Source organism: Streptomyces sp. BR123 (genome assembly GCF_013401435.1).
GTDB lineage: Bacteria > Actinomycetota > Actinomycetes > Streptomycetales > Streptomycetaceae > Streptomyces.
Genome location: NZ_JACBGN010000047.1, coordinates 1 through 23,206 on the forward strand (window position 1 = coordinate 1; position 23,206 = coordinate 23,206).

Annotated in this window: 21 protein-coding genes and 1 tRNA gene; 17 read left to right on the forward strand and 5 right to left on the reverse strand. The window is 72.7% G+C overall.

Translation table 11 applies throughout. The annotated features are described in order from the left end of the window. Both HYE82_RS10630 and HYE82_RS10635 read left to right on the forward strand, forming a co-directional pair. The coding region (locus HYE82_RS10630) for a bifunctional DNA primase/polymerase (protein ID WP_179173727.1) at nucleotides 1–481 on the forward strand (481 nt) is incomplete at its 5' end. A gap of 137 nt (nucleotides 482–618) precedes the next feature. Next, entirely contained in the window at nucleotides 619–1,275 is a 657-nt protein-coding gene (locus HYE82_RS10635) for a hypothetical protein (RefSeq protein WP_179173728.1), read from the forward strand. Nucleotides 1,276–1,456: 181 nt separating this feature from the next. Here HYE82_RS10635 and HYE82_RS10640 read toward each other — a convergent pair whose 3' ends face one another. From HYE82_RS10640 to HYE82_RS10650, 3 genes are all read right to left on the reverse strand, one after another. Continuing rightward, nucleotides 1,457–2,431 carry a DUF5926 family protein gene (locus HYE82_RS10640; RefSeq protein ID WP_179173729.1) on the reverse strand — a complete coding sequence of 325 codons (975 nt, stop codon included), beginning with the start codon at nucleotides 2,429–2,431 and terminating at the stop codon, nucleotides 1,457–1,459. Between the two features lie 303 nt (nucleotides 2,432–2,734). Next, nucleotides 2,735–3,337 carry an ATP-binding protein gene (locus HYE82_RS10645; RefSeq protein ID WP_179173730.1) on the reverse strand — a complete coding sequence of 201 codons (603 nt, stop codon included), beginning with the start codon at nucleotides 3,335–3,337 and terminating at the stop codon, nucleotides 2,735–2,737. A gap of 85 nt (nucleotides 3,338–3,422) precedes the next feature. Beyond that, entirely contained in the window at nucleotides 3,423–4,223 is an 801-nt protein-coding gene (locus tag HYE82_RS10650) for a glycerophosphodiester phosphodiesterase (RefSeq protein ID WP_179173731.1), read from the reverse strand. A gap of 223 nt (nucleotides 4,224–4,446) precedes the next feature. Between HYE82_RS10650 and HYE82_RS10655 the strand changes: the two genes are divergently transcribed. The 15 genes from HYE82_RS10655 (at nucleotide 4,447) to HYE82_RS10725 (ending at nucleotide 19,029) form a co-directional block, all read left to right on the forward strand. Further along, nucleotides 4,447–6,075, forward strand: a complete 1,629-nt coding sequence (locus HYE82_RS10655; protein WP_179173732.1) for a S1C family serine protease — start codon at nucleotides 4,447–4,449, stop codon at nucleotides 6,073–6,075. A gap of 123 nt (nucleotides 6,076–6,198) precedes the next feature. Further along, nucleotides 6,199–7,104, forward strand: coding sequence for a LysR family transcriptional regulator (locus HYE82_RS10660; protein ID WP_179173733.1), 906 nt, complete (start codon nucleotides 6,199–6,201; stop codon nucleotides 7,102–7,104). Between the two features lie 98 nt (nucleotides 7,105–7,202). After that, a complete protein-coding gene (locus HYE82_RS10665) occupies nucleotides 7,203–7,757 on the forward strand; it encodes a cysteine dioxygenase family protein (RefSeq protein ID WP_179173734.1) in 555 nt (184 codons plus the stop codon). Then, nucleotides 7,757–8,815, forward strand: coding sequence for a YeiH family protein (locus HYE82_RS10670; RefSeq protein WP_179173735.1), 1,059 nt, complete (start codon nucleotides 7,757–7,759; stop codon nucleotides 8,813–8,815). The genes HYE82_RS10665 and HYE82_RS10670 overlap by 1 nt, the downstream gene beginning before the upstream one ends. A gap of 206 nt (nucleotides 8,816–9,021) precedes the next feature. Continuing rightward, nucleotides 9,022–10,002, forward strand: coding sequence for a serine protease (locus tag HYE82_RS10675; RefSeq protein WP_179173736.1), 981 nt, complete (start codon nucleotides 9,022–9,024; stop codon nucleotides 10,000–10,002). A gap of 39 nt (nucleotides 10,003–10,041) precedes the next feature. Next, nucleotides 10,042–10,126: transfer RNA gene (locus HYE82_RS10680), tRNA-Ser, on the forward strand. A gap of 189 nt (nucleotides 10,127–10,315) precedes the next feature. Next, nucleotides 10,316–10,765 (forward strand): DUF6344 domain-containing protein, encoded by a 450-nt coding sequence (locus tag HYE82_RS10685; RefSeq protein ID WP_179173737.1) that lies wholly within the window; start codon nucleotides 10,316–10,318, stop codon nucleotides 10,763–10,765. 388 nt (nucleotides 10,766–11,153) lie between these two features. Further along, complete coding sequence (locus tag HYE82_RS10690) at nucleotides 11,154–11,465, forward strand: hypothetical protein (RefSeq protein WP_179173738.1); 312 nt, start codon at nucleotides 11,154–11,156, stop codon at nucleotides 11,463–11,465. A gap of 184 nt (nucleotides 11,466–11,649) precedes the next feature. Next, a complete protein-coding gene (locus HYE82_RS10695; RefSeq protein WP_179173739.1) occupies nucleotides 11,650–12,807 on the forward strand; it encodes an acyl-CoA dehydrogenase family protein in 1,158 nt (385 codons plus the stop codon). Further along, nucleotides 12,804–13,778: a bifunctional MaoC family dehydratase N-terminal/OB-fold nucleic acid binding domain-containing protein gene (locus HYE82_RS10700; protein WP_179173740.1), complete on the forward strand. Its 975-nt coding sequence runs from the start codon at nucleotides 12,804–12,806 to the stop codon at nucleotides 13,776–13,778. Before HYE82_RS10695 ends, HYE82_RS10700 begins: the two co-directional genes overlap by 4 nt. Further along, entirely contained in the window at nucleotides 13,778–14,845 is a 1,068-nt protein-coding gene (locus HYE82_RS10705) for an acyl-CoA dehydrogenase family protein (protein WP_179173741.1), read from the forward strand. Before HYE82_RS10700 ends, HYE82_RS10705 begins: the two co-directional genes overlap by 1 nt. Next, on the forward strand, nucleotides 14,842–15,240 hold the full coding sequence (locus HYE82_RS10710) for a MaoC family dehydratase (protein WP_179173742.1): 399 nt from the start codon (nucleotides 14,842–14,844) through the stop codon (nucleotides 15,238–15,240). Before HYE82_RS10705 ends, HYE82_RS10710 begins: the two co-directional genes overlap by 4 nt. Continuing rightward, nucleotides 15,237–16,403 carry a lipid-transfer protein gene (locus HYE82_RS10715; RefSeq protein ID WP_179173743.1) on the forward strand — a complete coding sequence of 389 codons (1,167 nt, stop codon included), beginning with the start codon at nucleotides 15,237–15,239 and terminating at the stop codon, nucleotides 16,401–16,403. Before HYE82_RS10710 ends, HYE82_RS10715 begins: the two co-directional genes overlap by 4 nt. 148 nt (nucleotides 16,404–16,551) lie before the next feature. After that, nucleotides 16,552–17,085 carry a SigE family RNA polymerase sigma factor gene (locus HYE82_RS10720; protein WP_179173744.1) on the forward strand — a complete coding sequence of 178 codons (534 nt, stop codon included), beginning with the start codon at nucleotides 16,552–16,554 and terminating at the stop codon, nucleotides 17,083–17,085. Between the two features lie 294 nt (nucleotides 17,086–17,379). Next, the gene (locus HYE82_RS10725) at nucleotides 17,380–19,029 is read left to right on the forward strand and encodes a long-chain fatty acid--CoA ligase (RefSeq protein ID WP_179173745.1); all 1,650 of its coding nucleotides are present in this window, start codon (nucleotides 17,380–17,382) and stop codon (nucleotides 19,027–19,029) included. Between the two features lie 7 nt (nucleotides 19,030–19,036). On the opposite strand, the gene HYE82_RS10730 is transcribed toward HYE82_RS10725, so the two are convergent. After that, nucleotides 19,037–19,612 (reverse strand): antibiotic biosynthesis monooxygenase, encoded by a 576-nt coding sequence (locus HYE82_RS10730; RefSeq protein WP_179173746.1) that lies wholly within the window; start codon nucleotides 19,610–19,612, stop codon nucleotides 19,037–19,039. A gap of 13 nt (nucleotides 19,613–19,625) precedes the next feature. Beyond that, nucleotides 19,626–23,165, reverse strand: a complete 3,540-nt coding sequence (locus HYE82_RS10735) for a PAS domain-containing protein (protein ID WP_179173747.1) — start codon at nucleotides 23,163–23,165, stop codon at nucleotides 19,626–19,628. Nucleotides 23,166–23,206 lie beyond the last annotated feature (41 nt).

The following is a 23,206-nucleotide window of genomic DNA, read 5'->3' on the forward strand; positions in this document are numbered from 1 at the left end:
CCCCTTCGCCCCGGGGCTGCTCGCGGCCACGACCGACCCCCGGATGGTGGCCTGGTGGTGGACCCGCCGACCCGCTGCCCCCGTCCTCCTCGCCACCGGCGGCTCCGCGCCGTGCGCGGTGAGCCTGCCCGCCGCCGCGGCCGCGCGGGCCGTCGTACGGCTGGAGGCGCAGGGCATGCGGCTGGGCCCGATCGTGGCCACGCCCACGCGCTGGTCGCTGCTGGTGGCGCCGTACTCGCTGGAGCGGCTCGGCGAGCTCCTCTACGCCAAGGACCACGTCCCGTCCGTGCTGCGCTTCCACGGCGAGGGCGGCTACCTGCTGCTCCCGCCCTCGCCCGCCTGCGGCGGCGGGCAGGTGCGGTGGGAGCGGGAGCCCGCGGACGCCGGGAGCCCGTGGCTGCCGGAGGTCGAGGCCGTGGTGGACGCGCTGGTCGAGGCGAGCAGCGGGGCGTCCGGCGGCGGCAGCCGGCTCGCGTACTGACGGGCCGGAGGGCCCGGACGGGCGTCCGGGCCCTCCGGCACAGGCCTTCATTCGTACGGGTGCGGGTGCGACGTGTTTCCCAGGGAATTGGGCGCGGGGGTCTCCGTGCCCCATTCCCGCATCGCTATCTTCGCCGAATGAATCTCCGCTTGATCGGTATCGGCGCCGGTGTGCTGATCATCCTGTCTCTCCCGCTGGCCGGCGCGATCGCCGGACCGGATTTCGCCGGCCAGGACGACGGGAAAGGCGGCGGGTTGCTCTCCGCCCTCGGCTTCGGCGATGCATCCGACCCGTCGCGTACCCAGGCGCCTCCGACTGCTCCCGAGCGGCAGAAGGGCGGCGCGGCGCAGCCGGGAACCGCGGCCGGGGGCGGCTCGGTCCAGGGCGCAGGGGACGCGGCTGCGGGCAAGGGCGCGTCGGACCGTCCGGGGCCGCCGGAACAGCCCCGCACGGATTCCCGGTGCGGTCCCGAACTCTCCTCGCCGCAGCGGCTGAAGGCGCAGACCTGTGTCCTGACCGTCGAGGGGCAGACCTGGGGCCGGAGCTATTTCCGCAACACCGGCGGGCGCGCGCTGGATGCCGTACTGACGGTGATGGGGCCCGCCGGGAGGACCGTGCAGATCCGGTGCGCGGTCGGGGCCGGGGATGAGCCCGGGCTGTGCGAGACGCCGCGGGAGCCCTCGGCCGGGCCGCGGGACGCCTACTCGGCTGTTGCGGAGTTTGCAGTTCCGGGCGAGGAAGGACGGCTGCTGCTGCGGTCCGGGAGCAACCCACCGACACCGAGCGGGGGTTGAGCCGTCCGGAAATGGAAGGGCCCGGTCGCTGGCGACGGGGGATGCACCAGCGACCGGGCTACAAGAACGGTAACAAGAGATCGCCTGTTCGCAAATTCGATCTCTGATATTCAGACACCGATTTGCAGACGATTAGCGGGAGTTGTGACCGCGGTCACCGCTCTTGCGGGCGTCGCGGCGATCAGCTGAGCGTGATCTGGCGGTTGGTGAGCCCGCCGCGCGCCCGCCGCTCCTCCGCGGTCAGCGGCGCGTCCGAGGCCAGCGCCGTGGCCAGGCGCTCCGCGAACTCGGCGGCCGGCTTCTCCACGTCGTCGGCGGTCATGCCGGTGGGCAGGTCCCAGACCGGCACCACCAGGCCGTGCGCCCGGAAGGAGCCGACCAGCCGGGTGCCCTCGCCGAGTGAGGAGGTGCCGGCGGCGTGCAGCCGGGCCAGGGCGTCGAGCAGCTTCTCCTCGGGGTGCGGCATGACCCAGCGCAGGTGGTTCTTGTCCGGGGTCTCGCACCAGTAGGCCGATTCCACGCTCGCCAGCTTGACGGTGGGGATGGCAGCGGCGTTGGCGCGCTCCAGGGAGGCGGCGATCTCCGGAGAGGCGTTCTGGGCGGTCTCCGCATCCGGAATCCAGAATTCGAAGCCGCTGTGCACAACCGGCTCGAAAACGCCGTCGGTGTCCAGGAGATCCTGAAGTCGGGGGCCCTCGGCCGGAACCCGGCGGCCCGGGACCGGATTGCCCGGTTCCGTGGCGAGGGCGCGCTCCAGCGTGTCGGCCATGTCCCGGGCGAGGTCGCCGGTGGTCGAGTCGTTCTGCAGGGCGAGCAGGACGGAGCCGTCCTCGCGGCGCAGCGCTGGCCAGGCCATGGGCAGTACGGTCACGAGGGTGACGGAGGGGACGCCTTCGGGCAGGCCGCCCTTGAGCGTCAGCGGGATGGTGGCCGCCGGCACGAGCTCGCGCAGCGCCACCCAGTCGCACTCGCCGGGCAGACCCTCGAAGGGGCGCTGCACGTGCGCGGTGGCGGCGTGCGCGGCCGCCGCGCCGTGGCAGGCCTTGTAGCGGCGGCCGGATCCGCAGGGGCAGGGCTCGCGCGCGCCCACCACCGGGATCTCCCCGTTCTGGAGCTGCGGCTTTGCACTCTTGGCTGCGGGGCGCTTCTTGGCCATCGTGGGTGTCTCCCGGGTGCGGCGGTACGGCTGTTGCGTCTGGGCGTGAGCCTAGCCGTTCCGGCCGCCGCAACCGGTGGACTGCGGCCGGGAGCACGGTCGGCGTGCGCTCCCGGTCGGCCGCTGGTACGGACACTGTGCCGATGGTCGTATGTGCAGATGGCCGCTGACGCGGGTGCTGGATTCGGATCTGCCGGTTGGCCGGATCGGCCGGCCGGTCGAGCGGTCGAGCGGGTCGAGCCGGTCGGTCGTCGGCCGGTCGGTCGGTCGGTCCTCGGCCGGTCGGGCCGGTCGGGGACCGGGTCAGGGATCCAGGTCGTCGAAGGCGGTGCTGAAGTCGAGGACCGGGGGTGCAACGCGCGTAGCGAAATCCGCGTGACGCGGCCCGCACGCAACGATCACCCAGACGGTGACCTCGCCTGCCGCTCCGTCCCGGACCCCCCAGTCCTGAGCGAGGGCGCTGATGATGTTCAGCCCCCGGCCGCCGTGCGCCGTGACCGAGGGCGTGGCCGGGACCGGGCGGGTGGGACCGCCTCCGTCCGTGACCTCCACCGTCAGCCGCCCCGCCGTGTCGATGCGCCAAGCGGCGCGTATCCCTCCGTCGCCGATCTCTCCCGCGCCCAGCGGTCTGCCGTGCCGGCAGGCGTTGCCGAGCAGTTCGGAAAGGATCAGTACGGCGTCGTCCACGACTGGTTCGGACACCCCGCTGATACGCAACTGCTCGCGCATCCGCTGTCTCGCCTCGCCTACGCCCGCAGGACCATGGCGTACGTCCATGCACGACGACGTGGGCACTTCCTGTGCCACCACCAACGCCACCCCCGGAACCTCCTTAGTCCCACGCCATGGTCTGGATGCCCCAGTGGCCTGGACCGGAAACCGACGAACCGGAGCCCTCTGACGCATTCATGGCCATCGATTGCGGAGAGGATGCGCCGGGGCACACCCTGTCACGGGAGGGTCCTGCGTTACGGATGGGTAAATGGGGACGTCAGCGCCCGAGCTGTGACAGAACCTGTCGTGGTCTGTTCGTGATGATTGCTTCCACGCCCAGATCGGCGCAGAGCTGAACGTCCTCGGGTTCGTTTACGGTCCACACGTGCACGGAGTGGCCCGCGTCCTGCAGTCTGCGGATGTAGGCGGGGTTGGTGCGCACGATCCGCATGCCCGGTCCGGCGATCCGCACGCCGACCGGAAGCCGCCCGTCCCGCATCCGCGGCGAGACGAACTGCATCAGGTAGACGGTCGGGATCGTCGGCGCGGCGGCGTGCACCCGGTGCAGGGAGCGGGCGGAGAAGCTCATGATGCGGACCGGGTGCGGGCCCCCGGCGGGCGGGGCGTCCAGGCCGAACCGCTTGAGGAGGAAGAGGAGGCGCTCCTCCACCTGTCCGGCCCAGCGGGTGGGGTGCTTCGTCTCGATCGCGAGCGGTATGGGTCGGCCGGCGTCCGCCACCAGCTCCAGCAGCCGCTCCAGCGTGAGGACCGAGGTCCGCTCGGGGTCGGCGTCCCAGTCGGGGGACTCCTCGCGGTCCTTCCACGAGCCGAAGTCAAGGGCGGCGAGATCGGCCAGCTCCAGTGCGGAGACGGCGCCGCGGCCGTTGGAGGTGCGGTTGACCCGGCGGTCGTGGACCAGGACCAGATGGCCGTCGGCGGTCAGCCGGACGTCGCACTCGAGGGCGTCCGCCCCGTCTTCGATGGCCCTGCGGTAGGCGGCCAGCGTGTGCTCGGGGGCATCCTCCGAGGCACCTCGGTGGGCGACGACCTGGACGGGGGGCGGCGTAGCGTGGGTCACCGGGTCATGGTCCCACCGGGGAGGCTCCGGACGGAGGCCTTCGAGGACGGAAGGTGTGACCGAAATGCCAGATATAAAGGATGGGGGATATGCACAGGTCCGGCTTACAGTGCTCTGACGGGTGATAGGGAACCCTTTTCCCAGGAACTTGTGCGGCACGTCGAACGTTCAGTCGGGCCGAAACGCCAGTTTGTGAAGCCGTGTGTAACGAGGAGAGAGCGCTGTGAGCACCGATAACGAGGGAACCGCGGCCCCGACGCCCCCCGCGGCCCCTTCGGCACGCCCGCCGGCCGCTCCCGCATCCGCCCCGCAGCCGCCGGCGGCTGCGCCCGCCCAGGCCGCCGGCGGGGCTCCGCCGGCCGCCGTCCCGCCGGTCCCCGCGTCGGCCCCGACTCCCGCTCCGGCCGCGGCTCCCGCGCCCGCCCCGGCTGCTCCGGAGGGCCCGGCGCCCGTGGCCCCGGCCGCTGCGCCTGCCGCCTTCCCCGCCGAGCCCGTGACCCAACAGCTCCCGCCGACGCCCGCGCCCGGCACCGAGCCCACCCAGCAGATCCAGCCCGCCCCGTACCAGGCTCCTGCCCCGGCGTACGCGCAGCCCGCTGCGCCGGCTCCCGCCGCGTACGGCGCCGAGGGCTGGCCTCCCGCACCGCCGGCGGTCCCGGCGTACGGCGCGGGCGGCGGCCACGGCACCGGCTGGGGCGCCCCCCTGGCCGACGGCGTGCCCCCGGCCAAGCCGAAGGGGCGGGGTGGCCTGATCGCGGCCGTGCTCGTGGCGGCCCTGCTGGCGGGCGGCGTCGGCGGCGGTCTCGGCTACTGGGCGGCGGAGCGCAAGAGCGAGGGCTTCGGCTCGACGACGATCAGCGCCGGCAACACCCCGAAGGACCTCAAGCGCGAGCCCGGCACCATCGCGGGCCTGGCCGCCACCGCGCTGCCCAGCGTCGTCACCATCCAGGCCTCCGCCGGCGACGGGGAGGGCGGCACCGGAACCGGGTTCGTCTACGACCAGCAGGGCCACATCCTCACCAACAACCACGTGGTGGCCTCCGCCGCGAACGGCGGAAAGCTCTCCGCGACCTTCTCCGACGGCAAGAAGTACGAGGCCGAGGTCGTGGGCCGGGCCCAGGGCTACGACGTGGCCGTGATCAAGCTGAAAAACCCGCCGTCCGGCCTCAAGCCGCTCCCGCTCGGCGACTCCGACAAGGTCGCGGTCGGTGACGCGACGATCGCGATCGGTGCCCCCTTCGGCCTGTCCAACACGGTCACCACCGGCATCGTCAGCGCCAAGGACCGCCCGGTGGCCTCCGGCGACGGCTCCGGCGGCAAGAACTCGTACATGAGCGCCCTGCAGACGGACGCTTCGATCAACCCCGGAAACTCCGGTGGTCCGCTCCTCGACGGCCGCGGCGCGGTCATCGGCATCAACTCCGCCATCCAGTCCGCCGGCGGCGGTGGCGGGTTCGGTGGCGGCCAGGCCGGTTCGATCGGCCTCGGCTTCGCCATTCCGGTCAACCAGGCGAAGAACGTCGCGGAGTCGCTGATCAAGACGGGCAAGCCGGTCTACCCGGTCATCTCCGTCTCCGTGGACCTCCAGTCCAAGGTCGACGGCGCCAAGATCTCCGAGCAGGGAGCCCCGGCAAACGAGCTGGTCGATCCCAACGGCCCGGCGGGCAAGGCGGGCCTCAAGCCCGGCGACATCATCACCCGCTTCGGCGACCGGCCGATCGACAGCGGTCCGACGCTCATCAGCGAGATCTGGACGCACAAGCCGGGCGATGTCGTGAAGCTGACCTACCTGCGTGACGGCAAGCCGACCACCGTGGACATCACGCTCGGCTCCCGCGTCGGCGACAAGTAGCAGCCCGCCGACAGCCTGCAGGGGCAGCCGGCTGGATCGCGGCGGGATCACTGGCCGGATGGCGAGGGGCCGTGGGCGGGATACCGTCTACGGCCCCTCCCAACGTCCGCTTATGCTTCCCGTGTGTTCGATTCGCGGCACATACGTACTTTCCACGAAGTCGTGGCTTCCGGTTCCTACTCGGCGGCCGCGCGCGCCCTCGGCTATACGCAGCCCGCCATCACCCAGCAGATGAAGGCCCTCGAACGCGCCGTCGGCACTCCGCTGTTCACCCGCGTCGGCCGCAGGATGCAGCTCACGGAGGCCGGAGAGTCCCTGGCCCGGCACGCCGAGTCCATTCTCGGCAGCCTCTCCGCCGCAGAGGCCCAGATGAAGGCGCACGCCCGCCTGCGCACCGGGCGGGTACGCCTGTGCGGCTTCCCCAGCGCCAACGCCACCCTCGTCCCCGAGGCCCTGAGCGGCCTGGCCAAAGACCATCCCGGCATCCAGGTCGAGCTGCTGGACGGGGAGCCGCCGGACTCGCTGAAGCGGCTGGAGCGCGGGGAGTGCGACATCACCCTGGCCTTCACCTACCCCGGGCTGCACGAGGAGGTTCCCGAGGAGGTCGTCGAGGTCAGACTGCTGGAGGACCAGCTCACCGTCCTCCTCCCGACCGGGCACAGGCTCGCCCGGCGGCGGGCCGTGTACCTGGCCGACCTCGCGGAGGAGCGGTGGATCGCGGGCTGCCCGCGCTGCCGGGCGAACCTGCTGCACGAGTGCGCCGAGCTGGGCTTCGTACCCGACATCCGGTTCGCCTCGGACGACAACCTGGTGGTGCAGAGCATGGTGGGGCAGGGGCTCGGCGTGGCGATGATGCCCGCTCTGGTCCTGCCCTCCCTCTCCCTGGCCCGGGTCTGCGGGCGGCCGATCCAGCCGGACGCCCGTCGGCACATCTCCGCCTACGTCTACCGCGACCACCTGCGGATACCGGCTACGGCCGTGGTCCTGGACGCGCTCAAGTCGGTGGCCTCGAACCGCATCGGGTGCTGACCTGCTGATCTCCTCTGCGGTCACCCATAAGCGGTACTTGGGATTTCAGGTGAAAACTGTCGTTGGACGTGATGGGTTAGCTGTTCGACGCTGCCCGTATGACCATCACGACGCCGGCCCGTACCACTGCGAGGATGGCCGCCCTCGTCCAGGAGATCCGCACGGTCGTGGACCGGGGACTGGCCCCGGACCTGACCGCCTACCTCGTCGGCGAGCGACTCGCCCCGCATCTGGGCACGCCGGACCTGCTCGTGCCCGAGCAGTGCGAGGGCAGCCCCGACCGGTACCGGCAGCACGTCCTGCACGCGGAGCCGGACGGCAGTTTCTCGGTGGTGGCGCTGGTGTGGCTGCCCGGTCAGGAGACCGCCATCCACGACCACGTCTCCTGGTGCGTGGCGGGTGTGCACGAGGGCGAGGAAAGTGAGCTCCGCTACCGCCTCGCGCCCGCCACCGCGACGTCCGGCGCACGGCTGGTGGCCACCGAGGCGGTGGTGAACGGCGTCGGCGACGTCTGCGGATTCGCGCCGCCCGGCGACATCCACAAGGTGTGCAACTCCTGTGCCACCAAGGCGATATCGATCCACATCTACGGAGCCGACGTCGTCCGCCTGGGCAGCAGTGTGCGCCGCGTCTACACGCTTCCTGCCGACTGATGGCGCTGCTCAACCGCCCGGTGCGGGCGGCAGGAAGCGGATCGGCGGGCAGGGTTTCACGTGAAACATCCTCGTCTTGGCCGGGGTTGGGGCTGGCTGCCGCCGGCGTCGCCGTGGCGTGGGGCGTGCACCGGCTGGTGCCCGGGATCCCGATGCTGACCACGTCGGTGGTGCTGGGCATCGCCGTGGCCCACCTTCCCGGCTTGCGGGGGACGGTACGCGGAGTCGCCCGTCCCGGCCTCTCGCTGGCCGGACGGCGGCTGATGCGGATCGGCATCGTCCTGCTTGGCCTCGGTCTGGGCCTGGACCAGGTGCTCGGACTGGGCTGGGCCACCGTGGCCATGGTGGCGGGCGTGGTGGCGGCCACCTTCTTCGGGACGCTCTGGCTGGGCCGACGGCTCGGCCTGCCGGGCGACCAGCCGCTGCTGATTGCCACCGGCTACTCGATCTGCGGGGCCTCGGCGATCGGTGCGGTGAGCCAGGTGTCCGGCAGCGACGAGGAGGACGTGGCCGCCTCTGCCGCGCTGGTCACCCTGTGCGGCACGCTGGCGATCGCGGTGCTCCCGCTGCTGCAGGATCCGCTCGGGCTCTCCGACCTGGCGTTCGGGCGCTGGGTCGGTGCGAGCGTCCACGACGTCGGCCAGGTGGTGGCGACCGCGCAGACCGCGGGCCCCGGCTCGCTCGGTGAAGCGGTCGTGGTCAAGCTGATGCGGGTGGCGCTGCTGGCCCCGCTGGTGGCGGCCGTCGCCTTCGCACTGCGGGCCCGGCATCGGGACGAGCGCACGCCGTCCGGGCGCCGCCCGGCTCCCGTGCCGCTGTTCGTCGGCGGCTTCTTGGCCGCAGCCGCTCTGCGCGCCACCGGCGTGCTGCCCGAGGCGGCCCTGGAAGGGGCGCGCACGGTGCAGGAAATCCTGCTGGCTGCAGCGTTGTTCGGGCTCGGCAGCGCGGTGGACCTCCGGTCGATGGCCCGGACCGGCGGTCGGGCTGCCCTGCTGGGGCTCGGCGCATGGGTAGTGGTGGCCGGCGTCTCGTACGCGGGCGTGCTGATGACTGTATGAGGGAAGAGATGGTGAGGGGCGGGAGGGGCGTACGGCCGGTCCCACGGGCGGGAGTTGGCCAATTCCTGGCCTGAACCGCCCGACGTTCCGGCCGTCTCCTGACATCTCGTGCCGCACGTGCGACCCTGCGGCCGATCCGCACCGACAGCTCTTCACCCCCACCCTGTCCGGTTCGACGGGACCGGGCACGGCAGAAGGAGTCATGCGTGAATCGTCATCGCACGGCTGCATCGGTCATTCTGGCGGCGAGCGCCCTGATCGCAGGCGCCCTGACAGCGGCCACCCCCTCGGCCGCCGCCGATTCCCCGGCCTCGTTCCGGCAACAGCACATCCCGGGTTTCTGGACCGCCGAGCGGATGCGCAGCGCTGTCCCGCTGGACGTGGCGGCGGCACCGGGGACCGGCAGGGCGCCGGCCGCGACCGCGGGCCGGCCCACGCTGATCGCTCCGACCCCCGCCTCCGCGCCCGTATCCGAATCCGTCTCCGCAGCGGTGTCCCCGACCGCCTTTCCCCAGGCGGGCGGCGCCTGGACGGGGGGCGGGGCGGTGGTGAAGACCTCCGGCCGCGTCTTCTTCACACTCGGCGACCGGACGGCATCCTGCTCCGGTGACTCCGTCACCAGCGCCAACGGCAGCACCGTGATCACCGCCGGCCACTGTGTGAAGTACCAGGGCTCCTGGCACACCAACTGGGTCTTCGTCCCCGCGTACAGCAACGGCAACGCGCCCTACGGCCAGTGGCCGGCCACGAAGACCTTCGCGACGGACCAGTGGGCCGCCAGCGAGGACATGAACATGGACGTCGGCCTCGCGGTAGTCGCCCCGCAGAACGGCCAGAAGCTGAGCCAGGTCGTCGGGGCCCAGGGCATCCTGTTCAACGGCGGCTACAACAAGCGGATGTACTCCTTCGGCTTCCCGGCCGCATCGCCGTACGACGGCAGCAAGCTCGTCTACTGCAGCGGCAACAGCGGCAAGGACTTCCTGCTGACCAAGGACCACAGCCTGGCCTGCAACATGACCGGCGGCTCCAGCGGCGGCCCCTGGTTCCAGGACTTCAACGAGGCGACCGGCCTGGGCACCCAGGTCTCGGTGAACAGCTTCGGCTACACCTTCCTGCCGAACAGGATGTACGGCCCGTACTTCGGCAACGAGGCGAAGGCCGCCTACGACAAGGCTCAGAATTCCTGACGCCACCGCCTCCCGCCTGCCGGTACTCTGTACCGGCCAGGTGGGTTGCCCGAGCGGCCTAAGGGAACGGTCTTGAAAACCGTCGTGGCGCGAGTCACCGTGGGTTCAAATCCCACACCCACCGCACCAGGTCAGACGACGTGCTGATCAGAAGGGGTGTCCCGATCGAGGGGCACCCCTTCTTCGTTGGGCCCTTCGGGTGGTGTTTGTCGGACGATCGGCGCGGGCGGTCCGGGCCCTGCGGTTGCGGGCACATCATGACGAATGTATGCAGATCCGCCCGTCGGAACAGTGCGAAGCGAGGCACCTCGTCATGGCTCAGCGCATCACCTTCACCTCGGTCTGGACCGTTGTCGTCACCGTGCTCGCGGCACTGCTCTCCGCCCTCGGGCTTCGCGGCAAGGCCGCCGCACCTGCCGTCGTCGGCAGGGCCGCGGCACCTGCCATCGTCGGCAAGGCCGCCGCACCTTCCGTCGCCGTCGGGGATGCCCCCTCCCGGTGCAGGTCCGTGGGGGTGTGCCCGCCCGGCGCCTCCCGGAGTCGGCGGGCGGTGATGCGGAGTGGGGCGCTGCCGCCGACCATCAAGCAGCGGATCCGCGCCGAGGTGCACGGCAGGACACCGTCCGTCCGCCGCTCTGCTGCTGCCGCTGCTGCCCGGGCCGGTGAGGGTGCCCCCACCGGAGCTGCCGCCCGTATCGCAGCCTCCGTGCCGGATGCCGTGGCCGCGGCCCAAGTGCGGCTTCGCTTCGCGCTCGCCGCCTAGCGCGCGGAGCGGATACGGCAGCGCGGGAGGGTGTACGGGGTCTCTGGATCGGAGGATCGCAGGGCCGACAGGGCCGGGGGCGGTGGGGTTCCCGGACGGAGCGGCCCTTTCGGCACGCCCGGGTCAAGTCGGTGTAAGCGAACGCTTCTGCTTCGGCGGTGTCCCGGAATCGTTTGCCCCCATTCCGCTGACCTGAGGCGTTGGGAGGCGAATGAGGTTTATTCGCGGTCGCTCATGCCTGCGGGGGAATCACCGGGACCAGGGTGGTTGGCCGGGGATGCGGCGGGCAACTCTGGGCTCACGACGTCCTCATCATGCACAGCGTCCGGGGCAGCCGGCCGAACGCCGCGGGCCATTTCCGACTTCGGTTCCAGGGGGAATCACGAACATGGCAAGCATCCGTACCGCCCGCGTCCTCGCCACCATCGCCTCGCTCCCGCTCGCGGCCGCGCTCTGCGGCGGGGTGGCGTCGGCTGACGACGGTGGCTTCGCGAACGACGGATCGAATGCGAGCGTCGCAGGCATCGTCGGCAGCCGTGTGGGCGGGAGCAACCTCGGCAACTCGTCCACGACGCAGCAGGTCGCCACCGGATCCGGCGCCTCCAACCAAAGCAACTCCGTACAGGTCAACGGATCGACACCGGCGGCAATCCAGCAGGCCAACCCGAACGTGGCCGTCTACCTCCTCCCGATGGGGTAGGCGCTGCGGGGGAACCGTTCCGCGTGCTGAGGGCGCCCGTGTGACCGGATCGGCTGGGGTCCGGCCCGTGCGGGCGCCCGTTTCCCGCCGTGTGACCGCGGCCCGTCGTCGACCTTGACATACCGCGCAGAACTGACGGACAGTCAGATTCACATCGCCGATGTGACGCCGGGAGGCCTGCGCCGTGCACCTCGCCCCGACCGAAGGCCAGTTGCGGCTCCGCGCCGAACTGCGCGCGTACTTCCACGACCTCCTGCCGGACGGTGCCCCCGCGGACCCGGCCGCCCAGCGTGCCCTACTGCGCCGCATCGGCGCCGACGGCCTGCTCGGCCTCGGCTGGCCCGTCGAGTACGGCGGCCAGGGGCGCGGCGCCGAAGAGCAGTTCGTGTTCTTCGACGAGGCCTACCGGGCCGGCGCCCCCGTCTCGATGGTCACCCTCAACACGGTGGGTCCGACCCTCATGAAGTACGGGACCGCGCAGCAGAAGGACTACTTCCTGCCCCGGATCCTCCGCGGCGAGACCGTCTTCGCCATCGGCTACTCCGAGCCCGCCGCCGGCACCGACCTCGCCTCCCTGCGCACCCGCGCCGTACGCGACGGAGCCGACTGGACCGTCGACGGCCAGAAGGTCTTCACCTCCAACGCCCAGAACGCCGACTGGATCTGGCTGGCCTGCCGCACCGACCCCGAGGCCGCCAAGCACAAGGGCATCTCGATCATCCTCGTGCCGACCACCGCGCCCGGCTTCTCGTGGACCCCGATCGAGACGGTCGGAGGCCTGACGACCACCTCCACGTACTACGACGCGGTCCGTGTGCCCGCAGGCAACCTCGTCGGCCCCGAGCACGGCGGCTGGGGCCTGATCACCAACCAGCTCAACCACGAACGGGTCGCCCTGGCCGCCATCGGCATGCAGGCCGAGGATTTCTACGACGCCGCGCTCCGGCACGCCCGCACCCCCGACCCGGAGACCGGCGAACGCCCTGCCGACCGGCCCTGGGTGCAGTCCCGGCTCGCCGAGGCCCACGCCCGGCTCGCCGCCGTACGCCTCCTCAACTGGCGCCTCGTCCAGGACGTGGGCGCCGGCACCTTGGCCCCGGGCGACGCCGGCGGCGCGAAGTTCTTCGGCACCGAGACCGCCGTCGAGGTGTACCGGATGTGCCAGGAGGTGGTGGGCGAGCGGGCCCTCGTACGCGGACCCGGACCCGGCTCCTTTGCGGGCGGCGAGCTGGAGCGGATGAACCGGGCCGCGCAGATCAACACCTTCGGCGGCGGAGTCAGCGAGGTCCAGCGGGAGATCGTCGCCATGATGCGTCTCGGCATGAAGGGGAGGAAGCGATGACCGCCACGGCGTCCGGGGAGACGCAGGACACGGCAGCAGAGCGGTTCCTCGTGCGGCTCCTGGCTTTCGAGGGCCGGCCGGCCGCCACCGCGGGGCAGGGCAAGGACCCCGTCAACGAGGCGATGATCCGCCACTGGTGCGAGGCGATGGGCGATGCCAATCCCGCCTACACGGGCCCGGACGCGATTGCCCCGCCCACCATGCTCCAGGCCTGGACGATGGGCGGACTCTCGGGGCACACCGCCCGCTCCGGCGCCTACGACGAACTCCTCACCCTCCTCGACGGCGCCGGCTGCACCTCCGTCGTCGCCACCGACTGCGAGCAGGAGTACCTGCGTCCGCTGCGCCCCGGCGACACCGTCACCTTCGACGCCGTGATCGAGTCCGTATCGCCGCGCAAGACGACCCGGCTCGGCTCCGGCCACTTCGTGACCACCCGCATGGACATCCGCGCCGGGGGCGAACTCGCCGGCACCCACCGCTTCCGGATCCTCAAGTACGCGCCCGCCGCACCCCGGCCGGCGGCCGTGCCCCCACCGACCGCCGCACCGCCCCGCGGGTCCGGGCTGCCGCGCCGCCCCCGCCCCGTGGTCAACCGCGACAACCAGGGCTTTTGGGACGGCGTCCGGGACCACCGGCTGCTGATCCAGCGGTGCACCTCCTGCGCGACCCTCCGCTTCCCCTGGCTGCCCGGCTGCAACGCCTGCGCGAGCCTGGACTGGGACACCGTCGAAGCCCGCGGCGACGCCACGGTCTTCAGCTACGTCGTCATGCACCATCCGCCGTTCCCGGCCTTTGATCCCCCCTACGCGGTCGCGCTCGTCGAACTCGCCGAGCGAGTCCGCATGATCACCAACATCACCGGCGTCCCACACGACGCGCTGCGCATCGGGATGCCGGTCCGGCTGGAGTTCCTGCGGGTGGACGAGGACCTGGAACTGCCGGTCTTCCGCGCCGGGACGGAGGGCTGATGGACTTCCACCCCACCGAGGAGCAGGCCGCCGCGGTGGCGCTCGCCGCCCGCATCTTCCGCGATCTCGCCACCCACGAACGCCTCGCCGCGGCCGGCACCGGCACCGACGCCGAACTCTGGAAGGCCCTCGCCGGGTCCGGGCTGATCGCCGCGGTGGAGGACATCGGCCTGCTCGGGTTGGTGCTGCTGCTGGAGGAGCAGGGCCGCACCACCGCCCAGGCCCCGTACGCCGCCAGCTGCGTGTACGGGGTCCTCCCCGTTGCCGCGCACGGCAGCGCCGAGCAGCGGGCCCGCCTGCTGCCCGCCCTGGGCACGGGCGGGGCCGTGGCCACCGGCGCCTTCCCGGCCCGCGGGCGCTTCACGGCCGCCGCGGACGGCCGGCTGACCGGCACGGCTCCCGTCGTTCCCTGGCTGCGCGATGCCACCCACGTCCTGGTCCCCGACGCGGACCGGGGCCTGTGGCTCGTACGGACGGACGCGCCCGGCGTGGAGACCGCGGCCGTGGAGACCACCGCCCCCTGGTCCGCCGGAGCACTCGTCCTGGCCGGTGCCGGGGCCGAGCCGCTCGGCGCGGCCCCCACTCCGGGCGGGCAGCCCTACGAAGCGGTCCTTGCCGCCGCCCGCACCGCGTTCGCGGGGCTGCAGGCGGGCGTCTGCGCGGGGGCCGTGGCCCGGGCGGCCGCGTACACCTCCACCCGCGAGCAGTTCGGCCGGCCGCTGTCCACGAATCAGGGGGTGATGCTGCGCGCGGCCGACGCCCACATGGACACGGAGGCGATCCGGGTCACCGCCTACGAGGCGGCCTGGCGCATCGACCAGGGGCTCCCGGCCTACGAGCACGCCCTGACGGCGGCCTGGTGGGCCTCAGAGGCGGGCAAGCGGGTCGTCCACGCGTGCCAGCACCTGCACGGCGGGACGGGCGCCGACCTGGACCATCCCGTCCACCGGCACTTCCTGTGGGGCCGCCAGCTCGACGCCTACCTCGGCTGCGGCAGCGAGCTGCTGGCCGAGCTCGGCGCCCTCGTGGCCCGGCCGAACCCATCGTCCGAGAGGGAAGACGCATGAAGGTGGGCGACACGCTGCCGCCGCTGGAGATCCCGATCACGCGCACGCTCATCGTCGCGGGCGCAATCGCCTCCCGGGACTACCAGGACGTGCACCACGACGCGGAGCTCGCCCGCGAGAAGGGCTCCCCGGACATCTTCATGAACATCCTGACCACGAACGGGCTGGTCGGCCGGTACATCACCGACCAGCTGGGCCCGCGGGCCGTCCTGCGCAGGGTCGCCATCCGGCTGGGCGCCCCGAACCACCCCGGCGACACCATGACCCTCACCGGCACCGTCACCGCCCTCACCGGGGACACCGCCGAGATCCGCGTCGTCGGGGCCAACGGCATCGGCGACCACGTCACCGGCACCGTCACCGTGACCCTGCCGGCCCCGGGAGGCCCGGCATGAGCGTGCGGAACCGGGACGGGCTCGGCAGCCGCGCCGCCATCGCCGGAATCGGCGCGACCGAGTTCTCCAAGGACTCCGGCCGCAGCGAGCTGCGGCTCGCCGTCGAGGCCGTGCACGCGGCCCTCCACGACGCCGGGCTCACCCCCGCCGACGTCGACGGCATGGTCACCTTCACCATGGACACCAGCCCTGAGATCACGGTCGCCCAGGCCGCCGGGATCGGGGACCTCTCCTTCTTCTCCCGCATCCACTACGGCGGTGGCGCGGCCTGTGCCACCGTCCAGCAGGCCGCCCTCGCCGTCGCCACCGGGGTCGCGGAGGTCGTCGTCTGCTACCGCGCCTTCAACGAGCGCTCCGGCCGACGCTTCGGCTCCGGCGTGCAGCAGCGCGAACCCTCGGCGGAGGGCGCCGCCCTGGGCTGGTCGCTGCCCTGGGGGCTGCTCACGCCGGCCTCTTGGGTGGCCATGGCAGCCCAGCGCTACCTGCACGCCCACCACCTCACTCCCGAGGCGTTCGGCCACGTCGCCGTCACGGGCCGGAGGCACGCCGCGAACAACCCCGCCGCCTGGTTCCACGGCCGGCCCATCACCCTGGCCGAGCACGCCGCCTCGCGCTGGATCGTCGAGCCCCTGCGGCTGCTGGACTGCTGCCAGGAGACGGACGGCGGCCAGGCGATCGTCGTCACCAGCATTCGGCGGGCCCGGGACCTGCGCCACCCGCCCGCCGTGATCACCGCGGCGGCACAGGGCGCGGGCCGCCGCCAGGAGGGCATGACCTCCTTCTACCGCGACGACCTCACCGGCCTCCCCGAGATGGACGTGGTCGCACGGCAGCTGTGGCGGACGAGCGGGCTGCGCCCTTCGGAGATCGACGTCGGCATCCTCTACGACCACTTCACGCCGTTCGTGCTGATGCAGTTGGAGGAGTTCGGTTTCTGCAAGCCCGGCGAGGCCGCCGATTTCGTGGCCGCGGACGCGCTGCCCCTCAACACGCACGGCGGCCAGCTCGGGGAGGCGTATCTGCACGGCATGAACGGCATCGCCGAAGCCGTCCGCCAACTGCGCGGCACGTCCGTCAACCAGGTCCGCGGGGCCGCCCACGCCCTGGTCACGGCCGGGACCGGGGTGCCGACCTCCGGGCTGATCCTCGGGGCGGACGGCTGAGGCCCCGTGCCCGCGGCCTGCACGCCCGATTCCCGCCCCCTCCACCTTCAGGAGGTGAGGTACACCCCACCCCTACAACCTGAGGGGGACCCGCCTTCGGCACCTGCGGCCGATCCGCTGCAAGGCCCCGCACTCCTAGCGTGGAGCCATGACCACGCCCGTGTGCACGCTCGCCTCGCAGCCGACGCCGTACCCGTCCTTCTCGGCGTACGTCCGGACCAGGGGCGCAAGCCTGCTGCGCACCGCGCGCTCGCTCACGCCCAATCCGTGCGACGCCGAGGACCTGCTCCAGACGGCGCTGGCCAAGACCTACGCCGCCTGGGACCGCATCGAGGACCACCGAGCCCTGGACGGCTACGTCCGGCGGGCGCTGGTCAACACCCGCACCTCCCAGTGGCGCAAGCGCAAGGTCGACGAGTTCGCCTGTGACGAGATCCCGGAGACCGAGGCGACGCCGAGTACCGACCCCGCCGAGGTGCAGGCCCTGCGCGACGCGATGTGGCGCGCCGTGACCCGGCTGCCCGACCGGCAGCGCGCCATGGTCGTCCTGCGCTACTACGAGGACCTGAGTGAGGCCCAGACCGCCGAGCTCATGGGGGTCTCGATCGGCACGGTGAAGAGCTCCGTCTCCCGCGCGCTGGTCAAGCTCCGCGAGGACCCGGAGCTCACCCCCGTCCGCTGAGCGCCCGCCTCCCCCGAACCACTGCGACCAGGGATGTTTCACGTGAAACCGCGGCACTCGTTTCACGTGAAACCGAGCTGCCGTCTCGCGTGAGACAACGCCCGCCCGCTGCTCCTGCCTGTGCGCCGTGCACCGCACGGACACCCCGAACCTGTGCGCGGCGCCACTTCGTGCCTCCGACAGCGATTGCGCACCGTGTTTGTACCTCTGGGTAGTGACATGCCGACCGGTACGCGCGCAGAATCGGCAGCATTCCAAGCCGCCGCAGCGCTGCAGCGCCCACGGGAGGACGCTTTGCTGAGCACCATGCAGGACGTACCGCTTCTCGTCAGCCGGATACTCCGACACGGTATGACGATCCACGGGAACTCCCAGGTCACCACCTGGACCGGGGAGGCGGAGCCGGACCGGCGGACCTTCGCCGAGATCGGCGCCCGGGCCGGGTGCCTGGCCCACGCCCTGCGCGACGAACTCGGCGTCCAGCAGGACGACCGGGTCGCCACGCTGATGTGGAACAACGCGGAGCATGTCGAGGCGTACCTCGCGATCCCCTCCATGGGCGCGGTCCTGCACACCCTCAACCTCAGACTTCCCCCCGAGCAGCTCGTCTTCATCGTCAACCACGCCGCCGACCGCGTCGTGCTGGTCAACGGGACCCTGCTGCCGCTGCTCGCCCGGCTGCTGCCGCACCTGCCCACCGTCGAACACGTGGTCGTCTCGGGCGTCGGCGACCGCTCCGCACTCGACGGGCGCGGCGTCCGCGTCCACGAGTACGAGGAGCTCCTCGCGGGCCGCTCCGGTCACTACGACTGGCCGGAGCTGGACGAGCGCCAGGCCGCCGCCATGTGCTACACCTCCGGCACCACCGGCGACCCGAAGGGCGTCGTCTACTCGCACCGCTCCATCTACCTGCACTCCATGCAGGTCAACATGTCGGAGTCGATGGGGCTGACCGACAAGGACACCAGCCTCATCGTCGTCCCGCAGTTCCATGTGAACGCCTGGGGCCTGCCCCACGCCACCTTCATGACCGGCATCAACATGCTGATGCCGGACCGGTTCCTGCAGCCCGCCCCGCTCGCCGACATGATCGAGCGGGAACGGCCGACGCACGCCGCGGCCGTCCCCACCATCTGGCAGGGTCTCCTCGCGGAGGTCACCGCCCACCCGCGCGACCTGACATCCATGCAGCAGGTCACCATCGGCGGCGCCGCCTGCCCGCCCGCCCTGATGGAGGCGTACGACAGGCTCGGCGTCCGCCTCTGCCACGCCTGGGGCATGACCGAGACCTCGCCGCTGGGCACCATGGCGCACCCGCCGGCCGGCCTGAGCGCCGATGAGGAGTGGCCGTACCGGGTCACCCAGGGCCGCTTCCCGACAGGCGTCGAACCGCGCCTGGTCGGCCCCGGCGGCGACATCCTGCCCTGGGACGGCAAGTCGGCGGGCGAGCTGGAGGTGCGCGGCCCCTGGATCGCGGGCGCCTACTACGGCGGCCAGTCCGGCGAACCGCTGCGCCCCGAGGACAAGTTCAGCTCCGACGGCTGGCTCAAGACCGGTGACGTCGGTGTGATCAGTCCGGACGGCTTCCTCACGCTCACCGACCGAGCCAAGGACGTGATCAAGTCCGGCGGCGAGTGGATCTCCAGTGTGGAGCTGGAGAACGCGCTGATGGCGCACCCCGAGGTCGTCGAGGCCGCGGTCGTCGCCGTCCCGGACGAGAAGTGGGGCGAGCGCCCCCTGGCCACCGTCGTCCTCGAGGAGGGCGGGACCGTCGACTGCGCGGCCCTGCGGGCCTTCCTCGGCCAGTCCATCGCCTCGTGGCAGCTGCCCGAGCGCTGGACGTTCATCGAGGCGGTCCCCAAGACCAGCGTCGGCAAGTTCGACAAGAAGGTGATCCGCAGGCAGTACGCCGACGGCGAGCTCGACGTCACCGTGCTCGGCTGAGCCACCGTCAGTCGCGCGTGAGCCAGGGCCGCAGCAGCCTGCTGACGACGGGCATGGCCACGTAGGTCATCAGGGTGCTGAAGACGGCGGCGAAGACCGCCGTCCGCAGCACGGAGTTCGCGTCGATCAGGTACGGCCCGAGCACTGCGTTGCCCACCAGCGAGATCGGGAAGATGGCCAGCCCCGAGCTGATCGCCATCTTCCACCGCGGCGGCGCGGGCCGGGCCGTACCCGGTTTGGAGAACCAGGTCTCCATGCCGTGCAGCTCGCGCCGGGCCGTCTCGGTGTGGTGGTGTCCCTCGCAGTCCGCGAAGAAGGCGGCCCGCTCCGCGGAGTCCTGCCAGCGCTGCAGCGCGGCCTCGTCGCGGAAGCGGTGCACGAGAAACCAGGGCGCTCCCTCCCGGGCGGGGCGGAACAGCCCGTAGTCGAGGTGGTCCGGGAAGGACGCGGCGGTCTCCAGGATGCCGCGGGCCCAGGTCTCGAACGCCGCCTCGTACCCCGGCTCGACCTGCCGGGCGATGAGCAGGCTCACCTCCCCGTTGTCGGCGGGTACGGGATGCTCGGACGTGTCGGTGATGACCATCGGGCCAGGATGGCTAGTTGGTGCCGATCTTGGCGAGGAGGTCCACGATGCGGCCCTGGACGTCCGCGGTGGTGGCCCGCTCGGCGAGGAAGAGCACGTTCTCCCCGGACGTGAGCCGCGGCAGCACGGCATCGTCGATGCCGGTGGCCGTGTAGACCACCAGCGGGGTCCGGTTGAGCCGGCCGTTGGCGCGCAGCCAGTCGACGATGCCGGCCCGCCGACGGCGCACCTGCATGAGGTCCATGACCACCAGGTTCGGCCGCACCCGGGACGCCAGCTCAGCCGCGTCGGTGTCGGCGCCCGCCCGGGCGACCTGCAGGCCGCGCCGTTCGAGCGCGGCCGTGAGCGCGGTCGCGACCCCGTCGCGCTCCTCGATCAGCAGGACCCGTGAAGGGTGCTGCTCGCTGTCGCGCGGCGCGAGCGCCTTGAGGAGCACGGCCGGATCCGCGCCGTACGCCGCCTCGCGGGAGGCATGGCCCAGCCCGGCCGTGACCAGGACGGGCACCTCCGCGGCCACCGCGGCCGCGCGCAGCGACTGCAGGGCGGTACGGGTGATCGGGCCGGTCAGCGGGTCCACGAAGAGGGCGGCGGGGAACGCCGCGATCTGCGCGTCCACTTCCTCGCGGGAATGCACGACCACCGGGCGGTAGCCGTTCTCGGTGAGCGCCTGCTGCGTCTGCAGGTCGGGCGCGGGCCACACCAGGAGCCGACGCGGGTTGTCCAGCGGCTCCGGCGGCAGCTCGTCGTCGACCGGCGGCGGAACAGGGCGGCTGACCACCTCGACGGCTCCGCCGGGTCCGTCCAGCGGCTCCGGCCCCTCGGCCGCGCCCGCCTCCGGGGCGCCTATCACGAAGGCACGGCCCTGCGGCGCGGGCTCGGCGAGCCGACGGCGGCGTCCCGAACCACCGGTGGCGGCACCGCCGGGGGCGCCGGCCGGGTCCACCGAGATGCCCTGGCCGAGGGTGCGGACGCTGATCGGCTGTCCCGACTCGGCCTGGCCGTCCCGGGGCTGCCGGGCTCCGGGAGCGGCGGCACGGCCGGTGGCCTCGTCATCCTCAGGGGCGGTGCGGGCCGCGGGAACCGGCCAGGCAGGAGTGGGCGGCAGGGCGCGCCGCCGCCCGGTCGGCGGTACGGCCTCCGCGGCGGCCGGCGCGGCGGGAGCCGCGGACTCCCCGCCGGGCGTGGCCAGCGCCCGCCGCGCGCGCCGCCCGACCGGAGCCTCGCCGTCGGAGGGGGCGCCGGGCACGGCACCCGACGCAGGAGCGGAACCGGGAACGGGAGCGGAACCGGGAACGGGAGCGGAACCGGGAGCGGGAGCCGCGGTACCGGCGGGAACCGGGGCATCGCCTGGAGCGGACCCGGTCGGTCCGGGCGACGCGGGCGACCCCGGCGCGGCCGGGAACGGCCCGGCGGCGGGAACGGGAACGGCCGTCGCGGCCGGGACCGCAGACGAGGCCGGAACAGGGGTCGGGACAGGGGCCGGACCGGGCGTCGGGCCGGCGGGCAGCGCGAAGCCGCCCTCCGGGGCGATCGGCCGGGCGGGAGCCGCGCCGCCGCCGGGTGCGGCGGGTGCCAGTCCCGCCGCGGGCACGGGGCCGCCGGGCCGGGCCGGACCGGCCTGGGCCAGCGCACGCCGTCGGCCGGCAGGGTGCTCGGTCACCGGAACCGAGGGCATGGAGGGCACGGGCGGCGGCAGCGCGGGCATGGCGGTGCCCGGGGGAGGCACGGGCCGACCGACACCGCCCTCGGCGCCCTCGCCGTCGCCGTCCCGGCCGCGCCGACGGCCGGTGCCAAGGCCGGCCGGGTTCACCGGGGACTGCGCGAGCGCGGGGGCCGCCGCGTCCGCGGGGGCCTCGCCGGCCCGCCGACGCCCGGACGGCAGCGCCAGCGCGCGCCCGGCCGCGGCGCCGCCGGGCGCGCCCGCCTCGTCCGCCGAGTCCTCCAGGAAGGCGTCCACCCCGCGTCGGCCGCGCCGACCCGTGCTCTTGGCTGCTGCTCCATCCTGCACGTCCGGCTTCGGTTCCTGCTCGGGCTCCGAAGCCGGCTCGGACTCCGGCTCCTGTTCCGGTTCCGGTTCCGGCTCGGGCAGGGTCACCGTCCCGGCTCCCGAGCCCAGCGGGAGCTCCAGTACGTACGCTCCACCGGGCGCGCCGGGTACCTCCACCGTCTGCAGCATGCCGCCGTGCGCTGTCACGATGCCGCGCACGATGGGCTCGTGCACCGGGTTGCCGCCCTGGTAGGGCCCGCGCACCTCGATGCGTACGACCTTGCCGCGCTGTGCGGCGGCCACCACGATCGTGGAGTCGGAGTACCCGCTGCCCTGGGGGGTCTTGCCGGTTGCGTCCACCCCGGCGACGTCCGCGACGAGATGCGCGAGGGCGGTGGCGATCCGTTCCGCATCCACCTCGGCCTCGATGGTCGGCGCGTGCACGGCGAACTGCGCCCGGCCCGGGCCGATCAGCTCGACGGCGCCGTCGACGCCGGCCTTGACGACCCCGTCCATCAGGACGTTCTTCTTCTTCAGCTTCTCGCTGCCCGCGTCCAGGCGCTGGTAGGCGAGCACGTTGTCGACGAGGGTGGTCATCCGGGAGTACCCGGCGGCCAGGTGGTGCAGCAGCTGGTTGGCCTCGGGCCACAGCTGGCCGCCGTCGTCGGCGGCCAGGGTGGCCAGCTCGCCGCGCAGCTCCTCCAACGGGCCCCGCAGGGAATCGCCGAGCACCGCCACGAGCTGGGCGTGGCGTGCGACCAGCGCGTCGAAGGGACGCCGGTCGGTGAAGGTCATGACGGCGCCGACGAGCATGTCACCGTCGCGCACGGGGGAGGTGGTCAGGTCCACGGAGACCGGCTGTCCGGCCTTGTTCCACAGCACCTGGCCGCGCACCCGGTGTTTGCGGCCGCTGCGCAGGGTGTCGGCGAGGGGGGACTCCTCGAAGGGGAACGGGGAGCCGTCGGCACGGGAGTGCTGGATCAGGGCGTGCAGTTCGCGGTTCCCGAGGTCGGTGGCGCGGTATCCGAGGATCTGCGCGGCTGCCGGATTGACCAGGACGACGCGGCCGTCGGTGTCCGTGCCGACGACGCCCTCGGCGGCCGCACGCAGGATCATCTCGGTCTGCCGCTGCGAGCGGGCCAGCTCGGCCTCGGTGTCCACGGTCTCGGAGAGGTCGCGGACGACGAGCATCAGCAGCTCGTCCCCGGTGTAGGCGGGCTGAGGTTCGCGGTAGGCGTCCCGGCCGTCCAAGTGGGCGTAAGTGACCTCGACCGGGAACTCGCTGCCGTCGGTGCGCCGGGCGACCATCCGCTGGGGCTTCGCCCGGCCGCCGTCGTCATCGCCGGGGCGGCGCATGGAGCCGGGGATCAGCTTGGAGTCGAGGTCGGGGAACAGGCCGAGCACGCCGCGGCCGACCAAGCCGGTGCCGGGGCTCTCCATGACCTCGAGGGCGATGGAATTCGCGTTGACGACCGTGCCGTTGCCGTTGACGAGCAGCAGCGCGTCCGGAAGCGCGTCGAGTATTGCTGCGAGGCGAGCAGCGCCTCGGGATGGCCTGCTGCTCACGACGAGCTTCCTCCCTGACCACGACTACCGGCATGTCACGG